The following is a 14,656-nucleotide window of genomic DNA, read 5'->3' on the forward strand; positions in this document are numbered from 1 at the left end:
TGTGCCCACACTCGACCTGACCACCGACGTCGTGAGCCTCACCGCCGCGCTCGTCGACATCGCCTCGGAGAGCCTGCACGAGCAGGTCATCGCCGACGCCGTCGAGACAGCGCTGGACGCGCTGCCACACCTCGACGTCGTCCGAGATGGCCACACGATCGTCGCTCGCACGTCACTTGGACGTTCCGATCGAGTCGTTATCGCTGGGCATCTTGACACTGTGCCCGTGAACGGCAACATGCCGTCCCGGCTCGATGGAGACCTCCTCCACGGACTGGGCACCTGTGACATGAAGGGCGGCGTGGCGATCGCACTCCTGCTAGCCGCCTCGGTGCCGGCGCCGGTCCGCGACGTGACCTACGTGTTCTACGACGCCGAGGAGATCGCCGCCGAGTTCAACGGACTCGGCCGCATCGCGCGAGAGCGTCCCGAGCTGCTGGCTGCCGATTTCGCGATCCTGATGGAGCCGTCGAACGCCGGCGTCGAGGCGGGCTGCCAAGGCACGATGCGGGTCGACATCCGCACCGCGGGGGAACGGGCGCACTCGGCCCGTTCCTGGATGGGCAGCAACGCGATCCACGCGCTGGCTCCCGTGCTCGACGCCCTCAACGCCTATCTGCCGCGGGAGGTCGACATCGATGGCCTGACGTACCGCGAGGGCCTCAACGCGGTGGGGATCAGCGGGGGTGTTGCCGGCAACGTCGTGCCCGACGAGGCCATCGTGACGGTCAACTTCCGCTTCGCCCCTGACCGCTCCGAGGAGCAGGCGCACCGGCACCTCCAGGAGACCTTCGAAGGCTTCGGCCTGACCGTGACCGACTCGGCGCCGGGCGCTCTTCCGGGGCTGAGCCATCCCGCGGCTGCCGCATTCGTCGAGGCGGTCGGTGCCGAGGTCCATCCCAAGTTCGGTTGGACCGACGTCGCGCAGTTCACCCTGCTGGGCATCCCGGCAGTCAACTACGGGCCTGGTGATCCACTGTTCGCCCACAAGGCCGATGAGCACGTCCCCCTCGAGCACCTGCACCGGGTGCACGATCGACTCAGGAAGTGGCTGACCCCATGAGCAATCCCCTCGCCCCCCGACCCGACCTGCACCACAAGGGCCCCGTCCGGCTGAAGCGCGCACAACGGCCCGACAGCACGACCGACCAGCGACTGCTGGACTCGCGTGGTGCGACCGACTGGGTGCACACCGACCCGTGGCGGGTCCTGCGCATCCAGTCCGAGTTCGTCGAGGGCTTCGGCGGTCTGGCCGAGCTCGGACCCGCGGTGAGCATCTTCGGTTCGGCCCGCACCCAGACCAGCGACCCGATGTACGACGCGGCCCGGCAGATATCCGAGAAGCTGTGCGGCGAGGGCTACGCGATCATCACCGGCGGGGGACCCGGCGCGATGGAGGCGGCCAACCGGGGCGCGAGCGAGTGCGGTGGTGTCTCGGTCGGGCTCGGCATCGAGCTCCCGCACGAGCAGGGCATGAACGAGTGGGTCGACCTGGGCATCAACTTCCGCTACTTCTTCGTCCGCAAGACGATGTTCGTCAAGTACGCGCAGGGCTATGTCGTGCTCCCGGGCGGCTTCGGCACGATGGATGAGCTGTTCGAGGCACTGACTCTGGCGCAGACGCAGAAGATCACCTCGTTCCCGATCGTCCTGTTCGGCACCGAGTACTGGGGCGGGCTGATCGACTGGTTGCGCACCACGATGCTCGCCGACGGCAAGATCGGTCAGAAGGACCTGGACATGCTGCACCTGACCGACGACGTCGACGAGGCAGTCGCCTGGTTCGTGGCCCAGGACATCTAGGCGAGTCCGCGCCGGGAGACGGCAGGTGGGCGATCGCCGCGGATCGAGGCGACGAGATCGAGCACCTGACGGGTCTCGGCCACGTTGTGCGCACGGAAGACGCGAGCGCCCTGCCACGCCGAGACTGCCGTGGCCGCGAGGGTGCCGGGCAGGCGGTGGTCCTTGTCCAGGTCCAGCGTCTCGCCGACGAAGTCCTTGTTGGACAGCGCCACGAGCACGGGCCATCCGGTCGCTACGAGTTCGTCGAGCCGCCGGGTGAGCTCGAGGCTCTGCCGGGTGTTCTTGCCGAAGTCGTGCGTCGGGTCGATCAGGATGCCGTCCGGACGAACGCCTGCCGCGACGGCGCGATCGGCCAGTGCGGTCACCGTGGCGATGACGTCGGCGACGACGTCATCGTACGCCGAGCGGTGCGGGTCGGTCCGGGGGGCGATGCCACCGGTATGGCTGCACACCAGTCCGGCTCCGTGCTGGGCTGCGACGGCGGCGAGCTCGGGGTCGTGGCCCGACCAGGTGTCGTTGATCAGGTCTGCGCCGAGTCGACACAGCTCATCGGCGACCTCGCTGCGCCAGGTGTCGACGCTGATCACCAGGTCGGGATATCGGGACCGTGCCTCCGCGACCAGGTCGGCCGTGCGGCGCAGCTCCTCGGTCGCATCGACCTGCGGTCCGTAGCCGGCCCTGACACCACCGATGTCGACGATGTCGGCACCGTCGCGCACGGCCTCCGCGAGCCGCTCGAGCGCCGGCTCGAGGTCGAACGTGGCGCCGTTGTCGTAGAACGAGTCGGGTGTGCGGTTGATGATCGCCATCAGCGCCAGATCGGTGGGCGCGAACGATCTTGTGCCCAGGCGCACGGTGTCCGGGGCAGGTGGCAGAGTCACACCCGTGAGCGTAACCACTGGACCCGATGCCATCGTCAGATGTCCGTGGGGCGACGATCCGGCGATGATCAGCTATCACGACACCGAGTGGGGTCGCGAGCTGCGCGGCGACCGTGAACTGTTCGAACGGATGTCTCTCGAGGCCTTCCAGTCGGGTCTCTCGTGGGCCATCATCCTGCGCAAGCGTGAGCACTTCCGCGAGGCCTTTGCCGGCTTTGATCCCGCCGCCGTGGCGGCATTCGGTGACGCTGACGTCGCCCGTCTGCTCGGTGACGCCGGCATCGTCCGCAACCGGCTCAAGATCGAGGCGACGATCAGCAATGCCCGCACCCTGCTCGCGCTCGACGAGTCGTTCAGCGACCTGCTCTGGTCGTTCGCGCCTGCGCCGGCTCCGGCGCCGACGTCGTACGCCGACGTTCCGGCGACGACGGAGGAGTCGATCGCGATGGCCAAGGCGCTCAAGCGGCGGGGCTTCCGATTCGTCGGTCCGACCACGGCATACGCCCTGATGCAGGCCACCGGGATGGTCAACGACCACCTGGCCGGGTGCGTAGCCCGCACCCGTTCCTGAGGCCTGCGCTCGACCTCATGTGTCACACCCGTCCCAACCTCGACAGGCGTGGCTCCACTGAATCGGGGCTCCGGCAGCCTACGATCCGTGGCATGGCATCAACTCGAAGAATCCCCCGGTCCCGCAGGGCACTCGGCGCCACGGCGCTGCTGATCTCGGCCGTTCTGGTGGCGGTTGTGGGCATCGCGGTGTCGACCGTGCCCGTCCTGATCGCAGCGACGGCCTATTCCGTCCTCTCGGGGGTGGTCGCAGCCCGGTTGCTGTCGACCGAGCTGATCCTGCGCCGCCGCGAGTGGGCGCTCGAACGTTCCGGCATGATCGATGACAACCGGGAGGTTGCCGTCACCCGGTCTCGCGAGCACATCGCGTTCGCCGAGCAGATGGGATCGCGCGTCCGACTGCGCGATGCTCAGCTCGCCACCCTGCGAGACTCGCTGGTCACCGCCGAGATCCAGATGGCACGCGCTCGCGAGCGGCTGTCGGAGGAGCGGGCACGCAGCCAGGCGCTGCAGGCCGACGTCGACTCCGCGCAGTCCGACCTCGAGTCGGCACGCGTCGACCTGCGTAACGCCAGTGACGCCCTCGCCGCGAGCGAGAGCGCCGAGCTGCAGGCCCGCGCCGAGATCCTGGCGTGGGAAGAGTCTGCCTCCGAGGCAGCCCGCATGCAGAGCGACCGCAAGCTCGCCTGAGGCTAGCGGCCGGTGAAGACCGGCTTCTCCTTGGCCAGGAAGGCCTGCACCGCCGCGAGATGATCCGCCGACGCTCCCGTCAGCGCCATCTTCTGGGCCTCGTGCTCGAGCGAGGACGGCAGGTCGTGCGTCGCGGAGAAGGCGAGCGCGCGCTTGATCGAGGCCAGCGCCAGGGTGGGGCCGTCGGCCAGCGACCTGGCCAGCGTGGCGATCTCGGCCTCGAATGCGTCATCGTCCACGACCGTGGTCGCCAGGCCCAGGGCGTACGCCTCGTCGGCGGGGATCGTGCGCGGCTGCATCAGCAGTTCCGTCGCCTTGCCGTGGCCGACCAGGCGGGGGAGCGTCCAGGACGCGCCGGTGTCACAGGACAGCGCGATGCCGGCGAACGCCAGGTTGAATCCGGCCGATCGACGCAGGATGCGGAAGTCGGCGGCGAACGCCAGCGACGAACCGGCGCCGGCCGCGATGCCGTTGACCGCGGCGATCACGGGCTTGGGCATCGTCGCGATGGCGGTCACGGTGGGGTTGTAGTGCTCCATGACGGTGTCACCGAGGGAGGGCGAGTCGCCGGTCAGCTCGGCGACATGCTCCTTGAGGTCCTGGCCCACGCAGAAAGCCCGCCCGGTGCCGGTGAGGACCACGCAGCGCACGGCGCTGTCAGCGGCCGCTGCGTGCATCGCATCCCGCAGCGCGACCTTCGTGGATAGTGTCAGGCTGTTCATCGCGTCGGGCCGGTTGAGCGTCACCGTGGCGACGCCATCGGCCACGTCGTAGGTGACGGGCGGTGTGCTGAGATTGCTCATGGGTGCCTCCAGTGGGGACTGCGGTCGGACGCGCTCGGGCCATAGGCGATAATAGGGGGCACGCTTCCCGCTGGATCGGCGGGAGCAACAGATCGAGAGGGGTACTGATGGCGGCCATGAAGCCACGGACCGGAGACGGCCCGATGGAGGTCACCAAGGAGGGACGTTGCATCGTGATGCGCGTTCCACTCGAGGGCGGCGGACGACTTGTTGTCGAGCTGAACAACGAGGAAGCGGCGACCTTGGGCGATCAGCTCAAAGCGGTCTGATGTACGGCCTGACCGTTCGCTGGTCACTGGCCGACGCTCCCAAGGGGACGGTCAAGGCTCTGCGTGCCTACGTGGAGGAGGAGTCGTTCGCCCGGTTCGCCGGGCTGGACGGTCTGCGCTTCAAGACGTGGCGCGTCCGCAAGGGCGAGTGGTTCGAGGGCAACTACGTGTTCGTCTCGACCGAGGCCCGGAAGGCCTTTCAAGCCGACTTCGAGCAGGCCGCGGCGGACTCTGCGGGCTCCAAGATCATCGGCAGTGCGCCGGTCACGATCGAGGCCTGCGAGATCGTCGCGGTCGTGCGCGGGCCGGCAGGCTTCCGGTCGTCGTCGAGTTTCGAGCACGAGAAGAAGGACCCGGAGGACTGACTCCCGCGCTGGGGTGGTGGGTCAGAGCAGCTGGGCGGCCAGCAGGCCGTCTCCCACCGGAAGCAGCACGCTGCGCAGTCGCTCGTCGTTCCTGACGCGCTGCACGACCTCGCGGATCGCGGCCGTCTCCGGATCGCGCTGCGCGGGGTCGGCGACGCGATCGTGCCACAGCGCGTTGTCGAACACGATGATTCCGCCGGGCCGCACGAGGCGCATCGACTGTTCGAGGTATTCGCCGTACTCAACCTTGTCGCCGTCGAGGAACACGACGTCGTAGCCAGCGTCGGTCAGCCTGGGCATGACGTCGAGGCCAGATCCGGCGATGAGCCGGAAGCGCTGCGGTGCGTAGCCGGCGTCGGTGAAGGTCTCTCGGGCGAGCCGTTGGTGCTCGGCCTCGAGATCGACCGAGGTCAGCACGCCGTCGGGTTGCATGCCGCGCATGAGCCACAAGCCTGAGACGCCCGTGCCGGTGCCGATCTCGGCAACCGCCTTGGCCTGCACTGCCGAGGCGAGGAACGACAGTGCCGCACCCGCTCCCGGTCCGACCGGCACGACGCCGACCTCGTCGGCGCGCACTCTCGCAGCGGCGAGATGCTCGTCCTCGCTCAGGAAGTCCTCGGCATAGGCCAGGCTGGCTGCGGTGGTGATGGTCGGCTCCTCGGTCGGGGTGGTGAAGCAAATCCTATCGGCGAGCGAGCCGTGTAGCCGGGAGGCTCCGCTGATGAATCTGGGGAACAGTCAGGTGATTCAGTGCGTTCTCTCAGGTACAAGGGCAACGATCTACTCATGAAGGTAGAGGACGTGGACACGGCAACGCTCAACTGGGACGACATCGTGGCGGATCACTCCGCCCGTGTCTACCGGCTCGCGTACCGTCTGACCGGCAACCGCCAGGATGCCGAGGACCTGACACAGGACGTGTTCATCCGCGTCTTCCGCTCGCTCGACAGCTACGAGCCCGGCAACTTCCCGGGCTGGCTGCACCGCATCACGACCAACCTGTTCCTCGATCGCGTGCGTCGCAAGTCGCGTCTGCGCATGGACGGCTTCTATGAAGGCGCCGAGGACAAGCTGCTGAGCTCGGAGATCCTGCCCGAGTCCGCGGTGCACGATGCCAACTTCGATCCAGACATCGAGCTCGCACTGGGATCATTGTCCGATGAGTTCCGGGTGGCCGTCGTGCTGTGCGACATCGAAGGGCTGTCGTACGAGGAAATCTCCGACGTCCTGGGCATCAAGCTGGGCACGGTCCGGTCCCGCATCCACCGCGGTCGGACACAGCTGCGTGAGTCGCTCGCGCATCGCGCCCCCCGTCAGGGACGCACCCGATTCGTGGGACCGATCGGGGTCTGATGACTCATCTGGGTGCAGACGTTGCTGCGTTCGTCGACGGGCAGCTCTCCGAGCCCGCGACGCGCGAGGCGATGTCGCACCTGCAGGAGTGCGATGGCTGCGCGAAGGCGGTGCGCCAGCAGCGGCTGCTCAAGTCACGTATGTCGACGGTTGCCAGTCCCGAACCGCCCCCGGCCTTGCTGGCCTCGCTGTCCGGGCTGGCGCACTCGCCGGTTGCACATCACGGCCGGTGGGAGCGGGTGCGTCGCTCGGCGTCGTTCCGGGCCGGCATCGTGCTGGTCAGCGCTTCCGTGGCGGTGGTTGCCACCGCATATGCCGTCGGCGGCGCGGAACGGCGCCTCGGCGACGAGGTCGCTCCGCCGTTCCAGCGCTATGCCGCCGACTTCCGCGGACCCGCGACGGTGCAGGCCAGCAACGTGATCTCCGAGACCAGGCTGGACGAGCTGGACGGTGCGGGCTGGCCGTGCCACGTGACTCTCGCCGGTGACCTGCATCGCACCTCGGGGACGTACGCCGATCGGGGGGCGGTCGTGGCGCTGAGCTATTCCAACGACGACGCTAGGCTCAACCTGTTCGAGCAGAACGGATCGCTCGATCTGGACAGCGTCAAGGGTTTCGAACCCACCCGCATGGGCGGCTCGGAGGTCTTCGTGCGCGACGGGACGCCGTTGGTCGTGACGTGGGACGACGATGGCGTGGTCTACACCGTCGTCACAGATGCCGATGAGGAGCGAGTCGTGCAGGCCGTGTCACAGCTGCCCCGCGGCGCGTACGACCGGACACCGCCTGAGCGGATCCGGGGCGGGCTCCACCGGATGTCGGCCTGGCTCGGCGCGGCCTGAACGGCGCCTACCAGAAGTGGCATCCCAGCGGTAGATCCAAAGTGACTACCCAAAGATGATCCGTAACACATTCGACTTCTGACAGTTGTCTCGGTCAACTGCACACAGGTGTGCGCTGACCCTCTCAGGAGCCCGGATGACGAACGTCGAATTGCCCCGACACCGCTCGGATCGGCGGCGGCCACGCCGGCGCATCGCGGCGCTTGCCGCGGTCAGCGGGCTAGCCCTCGGCACCTTGTCGTTCGCCGGGGCGCAGGGAGCGATCAGCACCCTGACGAACGGACAGACGATCTCGGGCATCGTGGCGGTCAACGATTCCCGCGGCGGCGAGGAGAACTGCACCTTCAGCGATCCCAGCAAGTCGCGTCTCTCGGTCACTCGTGTCACCGACGGCGCTGTGGTGCACACCGCCAGCCGCAGCGGAGCCGGTGCCCTGAGCAGCTCGTGGAACACCGTGGGCCAGCCCCTGGGTCAGTATCGCGTCCGTTCCTGGGCGACGGACGGCAAGAAGTCTGGCTTCGGCAACCTCGGGTGCACAACCCAGTCCGAGGTCCAGCTGTCAGACCTGACGGTCAGGCTCGAGAACAAGGCCGCGGTCGCTGTCACGACGCCGGCCCACGTCGTGACGGGTGAGTCGTTGCCGGTCACCGTCACCACCAGCGTGCACGCCGACGGCATCAGCAACCTGGCACTTGGCGGCCGCTCGGTCACGGTGACGGTGCCCGGCGTCGGAGAAGACACCGTCGTCACCGACGCAGACGGTCGTGCGACGACGTCATTGGACCTTCCTGATCTGGATGCTGGCGCCCTGACGGTGACCGCGGCTGTGGCCGACGACGCGACCTACGTGGGGGAGAGTGGCACCGCGACCACGACCCTCGACCTGCGCACCTCAGGGACGACGTACATCGGATCCACCCGGGCACAACCAGGCGCGAGCACGACCCTCAAGGCTCGTCTCGTCGATCGCACACCGGGCAGCGCGCGCAATGGCCGCCCGATCGCCGACGCGCCCGTGACACTGCGGCTTGCGGACGACGCCGGCGACAGCACGACCGGCACCAGCGGCACGGCTGCTCGCAGCGTCCCGGTCGCAGGCCAGAGCCGCACCGAGACCGCCGCTGCGACCTACGCGGGCGACTCGGTCTGGACGCCCAGCAAGGACTCGGTCACGTTCTACGTCGGTGATGCCGCCGCGACGACCGCACCGGTCGAGCACGGCCTGGTCGGCGGTCTGACCCGCACACTGGGTGGCCTCCTGCAGGACCTCGGCGTGTTCATCGCCCAGCCGATCGGCACGACTCCCGTCGCCGGTCTGTCGGTCGACGAGCTCTTCGCCACGCTCGGCAGCCTGCTGGGCGAGCTCGGCAACGACGTCGGCAAGTCCGGCGACCCGATCGACGCGACCGTCGACGGTCTGCTGGCCGGCCTGGCCAAGGACTCCCCGCTGGGCGCGCTCGTCGACACCGCGCGCTTCACGTGGCGCAGCGTCTACATGGATCCGGACGGCGCGGCCCGCGCCAAGGAGTTCGGTGCGACGATCGGTATCCCTCAGCCGCTCGACGTGACCGGCGACGGTCGGCCCGACCTGCTTGCCCTGGTCGACCTGACCGGCGAGGGCGGAAACATCGTCCCGCGGATCCAGGTCACGAAGACCAACGGCGCGCCAGCCAGCCTGCCGCTGAGCCTGCAGGCGTTGCTGACGCTGCCGAACGATCCCACGACGTACCGATTCGGCTATGACACCCGCACGAGCACGGCTCCTCCCGGATTCTCTGCGCTCATCCTGTTGGGCGACGGCGGAGCCGGGCTCGAGGTAGCCGCGAGCGGCGATGCCGCAGTGGCAGTCACGGGCGCCATCACTCCGGACAACGGTCTCGCGGCGGTGCCGCCCAGCGGCTCCGGCGACCCGGCCGACCTCGACGGCGATCCGCTCGAGGTCCCGAGCGGACTGGCGCCGGAGGAGCAGCGGTTCGGTGTCTCGTTCGACCGGGCGCCGGCAAGTGCACGCATCGCGCTTGACCTGTCGGGAGGTTCGGTCGACTCGCAGAACATCGCGGCAACGTTCACGACCGACGCACCGACCACGGTCGGGGTGGAGCTGGCCGACGACTCGGGCGGCGACCAGATCTTCCTCGCGGATGCATCGTTCGCCAAGATCGACGGCACCCTGGCACTGGCGCTCAAGGGCACCGAGGCCAGTGGCCTGACTGCATCGCTGCACGGTGACGCCGGGCTCGACCAGGTCAACGTACGGGCTCGTACGCTCGACGCCGGACGGACCGCGAGCGACATCATCCTCGGTCTGGAGGACGTTCCCGACACGATCGACTTCGCCCTGGGTGCCGAGGGCGCGGGCAGCCTGACCGCCAGCGGCGCGATCGGTGTCTTCGGTGCCGGCTACAGCAGCGGCGGCGAGATCGTGACATTGGACGACGCGGCCTACCTGCGACTGCTGACGCAGGGTGATCACCAGTCGGTCGCCGTGCGTCTGCCCGGGTTCGAGGGTATGTCGCTGGATCTGCAGGACACCGTCGCGCTCAACCTGACGATGGCTCCGACCCCGCTGCGTGCCCTGGTCGAGCAGGAGTCGCTGACCCTGGACGCCAAGATCCTCGACGCACCACACGAGCTGGGTCTTGCGCTGTCACCTGATGGCGCAGTACGGGTCGAGGGATCCTCCGCGATCGACCAGGTCCTCATCAACGCCGAGGATGAGTCAGGAAGCCTGTTGGGTGCGACCCACCTCGACGTCGCGCTGACGGACATCCCGCATGTGCTCTCAGTCGAGGTCGGCGACGCCGGTGTCGGCTTTGACACCGCCGGCGAGCCGGTCGGGCTCGTCGAGGTCGACGCCCACTCGGGCAACCCGATCTCGATTCCCGGTGACGGCGATGGTCTGGTCATGGACCAGACGGGAGACTCCACCCGTCTGGCTGCACGGATCAGCGGGCTGCGCAAGATCTCCGCGGAGCTCGACTCGACGCCCGAGCTACTCCTGGACACCGTCGCTGGCAAGATCTTCACGGTCCGGCTGGACGACGGTGCTGACAGCGTCAACGCGACGATCGATCACCTCGTGCCCAACATGCGGCTCGGTCTGGTGGACGACGGGTCTGGTGCACAACGACTCGACTACTCGGCAGCGGAGTCGACCAACAGCCTGACATTCGATCTGGGTGGTCTCAGTGGATCGATCGCCGGACCGTTGCCGGCGCAGCTGCGGGTCTGCATGGCCGACGACGAGGCGTGCCTGCCCGGCGTCGGCATCGAGGACCCGGCGTTGGGCTCGGTGCAGTTCGTCGCCAGCGAATACACGACGCTGAATCTCGTGGACTCAGCCGGTGGCCTGTCGGCACAGAACCTGCGGTTGCAGCGCCTCGACCTGACCGGCAACCTCGACACCGAGGACGGCGGCCCGATCTACCTCAACACCACGGAGTTCGACGGTGCATGTGGTTTCGACGGCTGCGAGCACCCGATCCTGGGTGGCAAGATCAACGCCGACCTGGGCACGGCGCAGCTGGAGTTCACACCTGGCAACGGCTTCTCGGCCGTTGACGCGGTGACTGACCTGGTGCCGACCAAGCTCTTCGGTCAGACGACCGGGGTCAAGGCGACGGGTGGCACCGGCATCGTGCGGTGCGTGTCCGCGACGGCGCTCAAGGTCACGGTCAAGGTCATCGGCATACCGATCACGCTGAACCTGCGTGATGCGATCTGCGACGTGCCCAACCGGGTCCCGCGCACACCGTAACCCCATCAGCAGCACGAAGGCCGACCGTCGATGACGGTCGGCCTTCGTGTCTGTCCGGCGGGTTCGGCTAGGTCGACTCGGGGTCGTACGGTGGCGTCTCGCCGGGACGCAGGATCCGGCTCTCCTTGGTGGCGGCCGGAGTCGTGTCGTCGTCGTCGAGGAAGTTGCGGCGCACGATCTCGCGCGGATCGAGGTCGCGGAGGTTGAGACCAGACAGGTCCTCGCCGAGCTCGCGTCCGAGGTCGTTCTTGGCGTTGTCGGCCATCTGGCGGAGCGTTCGCACGAAACCACCGGCCTGCTTGGCCAGCTCGGGCAGCTTGTCCGGGCCGAACACGAGCATGGCGACGACCAGGACGACCCCGATCTCTGGCAGCCCCATGCCGAGCATGTGGCCTGCCTACAGCCGTCCGGCCGGGGCGAGGCCCAGCTGCATGCCGGCGAGGCCACGGGAACGGCCGCTGAGCTGATCGGCGGCAGCCTGCAGGATCGTGGCCGCCACGGACTCCGGGTCGGCCTCGATGATCGGGTTGCCGATGTCGCCGCCCTCGCGGAGCTCCTGGTCGAGCGGGATCTGGCCCAGCATCGGCACGTCGTAGCCGAACCGGGCGCTGAGTGCCTCGGCGACCCGAGCGGCTCCGCCGGATCCGAAGATCTCCATGCGGTCGCCGTTGGGGAGCTGGAGGTAGGACATGTTCTCGATGACGCCCACCACGCGCTGGTGCATCATCGAGGCCATCGTGCCAGCACGTTCGGCGATGTCGGCGGCAGCGGGCTGCGGGGTCGTGACGACGAGGACCTCGGCGTTGGGCAGGTGCTGGCCCAGGCTGATCGCGACATCGCCGGTGCCGGGCGGGAGGTCGAGCAGCAGAGCGTCCAGGTCACCCCAGTAGACATCGCTGAGCATCTGCACGAGTGCACGGTCGAGCATCGGGCCGCGCCACGCGACGACCTGGTCCTTGCGCGGCTTGAGCATCCCGATGCTGATGACCTTGAGGCCCTTGACGGGAACCGGCATGATCATGTCCTCGACCTGGGTCGGGCGCAGGTCGCCCACGCCGAGCATGTCGGGGATCGAGTGACCGTAGATGTCGGCGTCGATGATGCCGACCTTGAGGCCGCGCTTGACCATCGCGAGTGCCAGGTTGACCGTGACGGTCGACTTGCCGACTCCGCCCTTGCCCGAGGCGATCGCGTAGACCTTGGTCAGCGAACCAGCCTGGGCGAACGGGATCTCCTTCTCCGTGCGACCCCCGCGCAACATCTCCTGCATGCTCTTGCGCTGCTCGTCGGTCATGACGCCCATGTCGACGACGACGGCGTGCGCCGGTGCGACGGTCGCGACCGCAGCGGTGATGTCGCGGTTGAGGGTGTCCTTGAGTGGGCAGCCGGAGACGGTCAGCAGCAGGTGGACCGTGATCTGCGCTTCTTCGATCACGACCCCGTCGACCATGCCGAGCTCGGTGATCGGTCGTTTGATCTCCGGGTCGATGACCTTCGTGAGGGCTTCCAGGACTTGCTCTTCGGTGACCGCAGACATGCCCCCATGGTACGTGGGCGCGCCGCGTGCCCGTCCCCGAGTGTGACCTAAGCGTTGAGGTCGATGGAAGGATGAACGCGTGGGACATCTCGACATCAGCTCCGTCAGCTTCACACTGTCCGACGGACGACCCCTGCTCGACGAGATCAGCCTGCGCGTCGGCGAGGGAATGAAGGTTGCGCTGATCGGTCCCAACGGCAGCGGCAAGACGACTTTGACCCGGATCGTGACGGGAGACCTGCAGCCTCACGGGGGCGCGGTGACGGCCTCCGGCGGTCTGGGGGTCATGCGCCAGTTCGTGGGATCGATGCGGGACGAGTCGACGGTCCGCGACCTGCTGATCTCGGTCGCGCCGCCGCCCGTGCGGCATGCTGCCGCCGAGGTCGACCGCACCGAGCTGCTGATGATGGAGCGTGACGACGAGGCCGACCAGATGGCGTACGCACAGGCGCTGGTCGACTGGGGCGACGCCGGCGGCTACGAGCACGAGTCGACGTGGGACATGTGCACCATGGCTGCCCTCGGAGTGCCATTCCAGCAGGCGCAGTGGCGGGCCGTCACGACGTTGTCCGGCGGTGAGCAGAAGCGGCTCGTGCTGGAGGCGTTGCTGCGGGGGCCCGAGCAGGTCCTGCTGCTTGACGAGCCCGACAACTACCTCGACGTGCCGGCCAAGCGGTGGCTCGAGGAGCAACTCGTCGAGTCGCCCAAGACCGTGCTGTTCGTGAGTCACGATCGTGAGCTGATCGAGCGTGTAGCCGGACGGATCGCGACGCTCGAGCCCGGCGCGGCTGGAAGCTCGCTATGGGTCCATCCCGGGCGTTTCTCGACGTACCTCCAGGCGCGGATCGACCGCAACGCCAAGCTCGAGGAGCGGCGGCTCCGCTGGGACGAGGAGCGGGCCAAGCTCAAGGCGCTGGTGCTGATGTATCGGCAGAAGGCGGCCTACAACTCCGACATGGCTGCCCGCTACCAGGCCGCGCAGACCCGGCTCGAGCGGTTCGAGCGCGAGGGTCCTCCCGAGGCCGTCCCGATCGCCCAGAACCTTCGGATGCGGCTCGAGGGGGGCCGCACGGCCAAGCGGGCGGTGACTGCCGAGCAGGTTGAGCTGACCGGGCTCATGAAACCGTTCGACCTGGAGATCTGGTTCGGCGAGCGGGTCGCGGTGCTGGGCAGCAACGGCTCTGGCAAGTCGCACTTCCTGCGGCTCCTTGCGGCCGGCGGGTCTCGCCCGGACGTCGAGCACGAACCAGTCGGTGACGTGATCCCGCCGCCGGTCGACCACACAGGCATGGCCAAGCTCGGCTCCCGCGTACGACCGGGTTGGTTCGCGCAGACGCATGAGCACCCGTCGTTGCTGGGCCGTACCTTGCTGGAGATCCTGCACCACGGTGACGGTCACCGGCGGGGGATGGGCCACGAGGGATCGGCCAAGGCGCTGGACCGCTACGGGCTCGCCAAGGCCGGCGACCAGGTCTTCGAGCAGCTGTCGGGAGGCCAGCAGGCGCGGTTCCAGATCCTGCTGCTCGAGCTGTCCCACGCGACGGTGCTGCTGCTGGACGAGCCGACCGACAACCTCGACCTGCACTCCGCCGAAGCCCTCGAGCAGGCCCTGTCGACGTTCGAGGGCACCGTCGTCGCGGTGACGCACGATCGGTGGTTTGCCCGGGGCTTTGATCGGTTCCTGGTGTTCGGCGCCGATGGTCAGGTCTACGAGTCCGACGAGCCGGTGTGGGACGAGACGCGGGTCCGTCGGAAGCGGTGAGCCGCTGCCACGGGCTGCGTGACG

At 68.3% G+C, this 14,656-nt stretch carries 15 protein-coding genes; 10 read left to right on the forward strand and 5 right to left on the reverse strand.

Annotated features, from left to right (window positions below):
* The first annotated feature begins 1 nt into the window (after nucleotide 1).
* A complete protein-coding gene (gene dapE, locus C6I20_RS02440; RefSeq protein WP_118394507.1) occupies nucleotides 2–1,063 on the forward strand; it encodes a succinyl-diaminopimelate desuccinylase in 1,062 nt (353 codons plus the stop codon).
* Nucleotides 1,060–1,803 (forward strand): TIGR00730 family Rossman fold protein, encoded by a 744-nt coding sequence (locus tag C6I20_RS02445; RefSeq protein ID WP_118394508.1) that lies wholly within the window; start codon nucleotides 1,060–1,062, stop codon nucleotides 1,801–1,803. Before dapE ends, C6I20_RS02445 begins: the two co-directional genes overlap by 4 nt.
* Here C6I20_RS02445 and folP read toward each other — a convergent pair.
* Nucleotides 1,800–2,717: a dihydropteroate synthase gene (folP, locus tag C6I20_RS02450; RefSeq protein WP_118394509.1), complete on the reverse strand. Its 918-nt coding sequence runs from the start codon at nucleotides 2,715–2,717 to the stop codon at nucleotides 1,800–1,802. The two genes, C6I20_RS02445 and folP, sit on opposite strands and share 4 nt — an antisense overlap.
* On the opposite strand from folP, the gene C6I20_RS02455 reads away from it, so the two are divergent.
* Both C6I20_RS02455 and C6I20_RS02460 read left to right on the forward strand, forming a co-directional pair.
* Nucleotides 2,689–3,255, forward strand: coding sequence for a DNA-3-methyladenine glycosylase I (locus C6I20_RS02455; RefSeq protein ID WP_305765009.1), 567 nt, complete (start codon nucleotides 2,689–2,691; stop codon nucleotides 3,253–3,255). The two genes, folP and C6I20_RS02455, sit on opposite strands and share 29 nt — an antisense overlap.
* 92 nt (nucleotides 3,256–3,347) lie before the next feature.
* Entirely contained in the window at nucleotides 3,348–3,944 is a 597-nt protein-coding gene (locus tag C6I20_RS02460; protein WP_162891072.1) for a hypothetical protein, read from the forward strand.
* A gap of 2 nt (nucleotides 3,945–3,946) precedes the next feature.
* Here C6I20_RS02460 and C6I20_RS02465 read toward each other — a convergent pair whose 3' ends face one another.
* The gene (locus C6I20_RS02465; protein WP_118394511.1) at nucleotides 3,947–4,747 is read right to left on the reverse strand and encodes an enoyl-CoA hydratase-related protein; all 801 of its coding nucleotides are present in this window, start codon (nucleotides 4,745–4,747) and stop codon (nucleotides 3,947–3,949) included.
* A gap of 107 nt (nucleotides 4,748–4,854) precedes the next feature.
* Here C6I20_RS02465 and C6I20_RS02470 point away from each other — a divergent pair, with 107 nt between their 5' ends.
* Together C6I20_RS02470 and C6I20_RS02475 are read left to right on the forward strand one after the other, a co-directional pair.
* Nucleotides 4,855–5,016 carry a DUF3117 domain-containing protein gene (locus tag C6I20_RS02470; RefSeq protein ID WP_082530405.1) on the forward strand — a complete coding sequence of 54 codons (162 nt, stop codon included), beginning with the start codon at nucleotides 4,855–4,857 and terminating at the stop codon, nucleotides 5,014–5,016.
* Nucleotides 5,016–5,381: a hypothetical protein gene (locus tag C6I20_RS02475; RefSeq protein ID WP_118394512.1), complete on the forward strand. Its 366-nt coding sequence runs from the start codon at nucleotides 5,016–5,018 to the stop codon at nucleotides 5,379–5,381. Before C6I20_RS02470 ends, C6I20_RS02475 begins: the two co-directional genes overlap by 1 nt.
* A gap of 21 nt (nucleotides 5,382–5,402) precedes the next feature.
* On the opposite strand, the gene C6I20_RS02480 is transcribed toward C6I20_RS02475, so the two are convergent.
* On the reverse strand, nucleotides 5,403–6,029 hold the full coding sequence (locus tag C6I20_RS02480) for an O-methyltransferase (protein WP_118394513.1): 627 nt from the start codon (nucleotides 6,027–6,029) through the stop codon (nucleotides 5,403–5,405).
* A gap of 138 nt (nucleotides 6,030–6,167) precedes the next feature.
* On the opposite strand from C6I20_RS02480, the gene sigE reads away from it, so the two are divergent.
* From sigE to C6I20_RS02495, 3 genes are all read left to right on the forward strand, one after another.
* Complete coding sequence (gene sigE, locus C6I20_RS02485) at nucleotides 6,168–6,734, forward strand: RNA polymerase sigma factor SigE (RefSeq protein WP_118394514.1); 567 nt, start codon at nucleotides 6,168–6,170, stop codon at nucleotides 6,732–6,734.
* Nucleotides 6,734–7,576: an anti-sigma factor gene (locus C6I20_RS02490; protein ID WP_118394515.1), complete on the forward strand. Its 843-nt coding sequence runs from the start codon at nucleotides 6,734–6,736 to the stop codon at nucleotides 7,574–7,576. Before sigE ends, C6I20_RS02490 begins: the two co-directional genes overlap by 1 nt.
* Nucleotides 7,577–7,712: 136 nt before the next feature.
* Complete coding sequence (locus C6I20_RS02495; RefSeq protein ID WP_118394516.1) at nucleotides 7,713–11,333, forward strand: hypothetical protein; 3,621 nt, start codon at nucleotides 7,713–7,715, stop codon at nucleotides 11,331–11,333.
* Nucleotides 11,334–11,400: 67 nt separating this feature from the next.
* Here C6I20_RS02495 and C6I20_RS02500 read toward each other — a convergent pair whose 3' ends face one another.
* Both C6I20_RS02500 and C6I20_RS02505 read right to left on the reverse strand, forming a co-directional pair.
* The gene (locus C6I20_RS02500; RefSeq protein ID WP_118394517.1) at nucleotides 11,401–11,721 is read right to left on the reverse strand and encodes a sec-independent translocase; all 321 of its coding nucleotides are present in this window, start codon (nucleotides 11,719–11,721) and stop codon (nucleotides 11,401–11,403) included.
* 9 nt (nucleotides 11,722–11,730) lie between these two features.
* Complete coding sequence (locus tag C6I20_RS02505) at nucleotides 11,731–12,870, reverse strand: Mrp/NBP35 family ATP-binding protein (RefSeq protein WP_118394518.1); 1,140 nt, start codon at nucleotides 12,868–12,870, stop codon at nucleotides 11,731–11,733.
* Between the two features lie 79 nt (nucleotides 12,871–12,949).
* On the opposite strand from C6I20_RS02505, the gene C6I20_RS02510 reads away from it, so the two are divergent.
* Nucleotides 12,950–14,632: an ABC-F family ATP-binding cassette domain-containing protein gene (locus C6I20_RS02510; RefSeq protein WP_118394519.1), complete on the forward strand. Its 1,683-nt coding sequence runs from the start codon at nucleotides 12,950–12,952 to the stop codon at nucleotides 14,630–14,632.
* Nucleotides 14,633–14,656 lie beyond the last annotated feature (24 nt).

The organism is Aeromicrobium sp. A1-2 (assembly GCF_003443875.1).
GTDB lineage: Bacteria > Actinomycetota > Actinomycetes > Propionibacteriales > Nocardioidaceae > Aeromicrobium.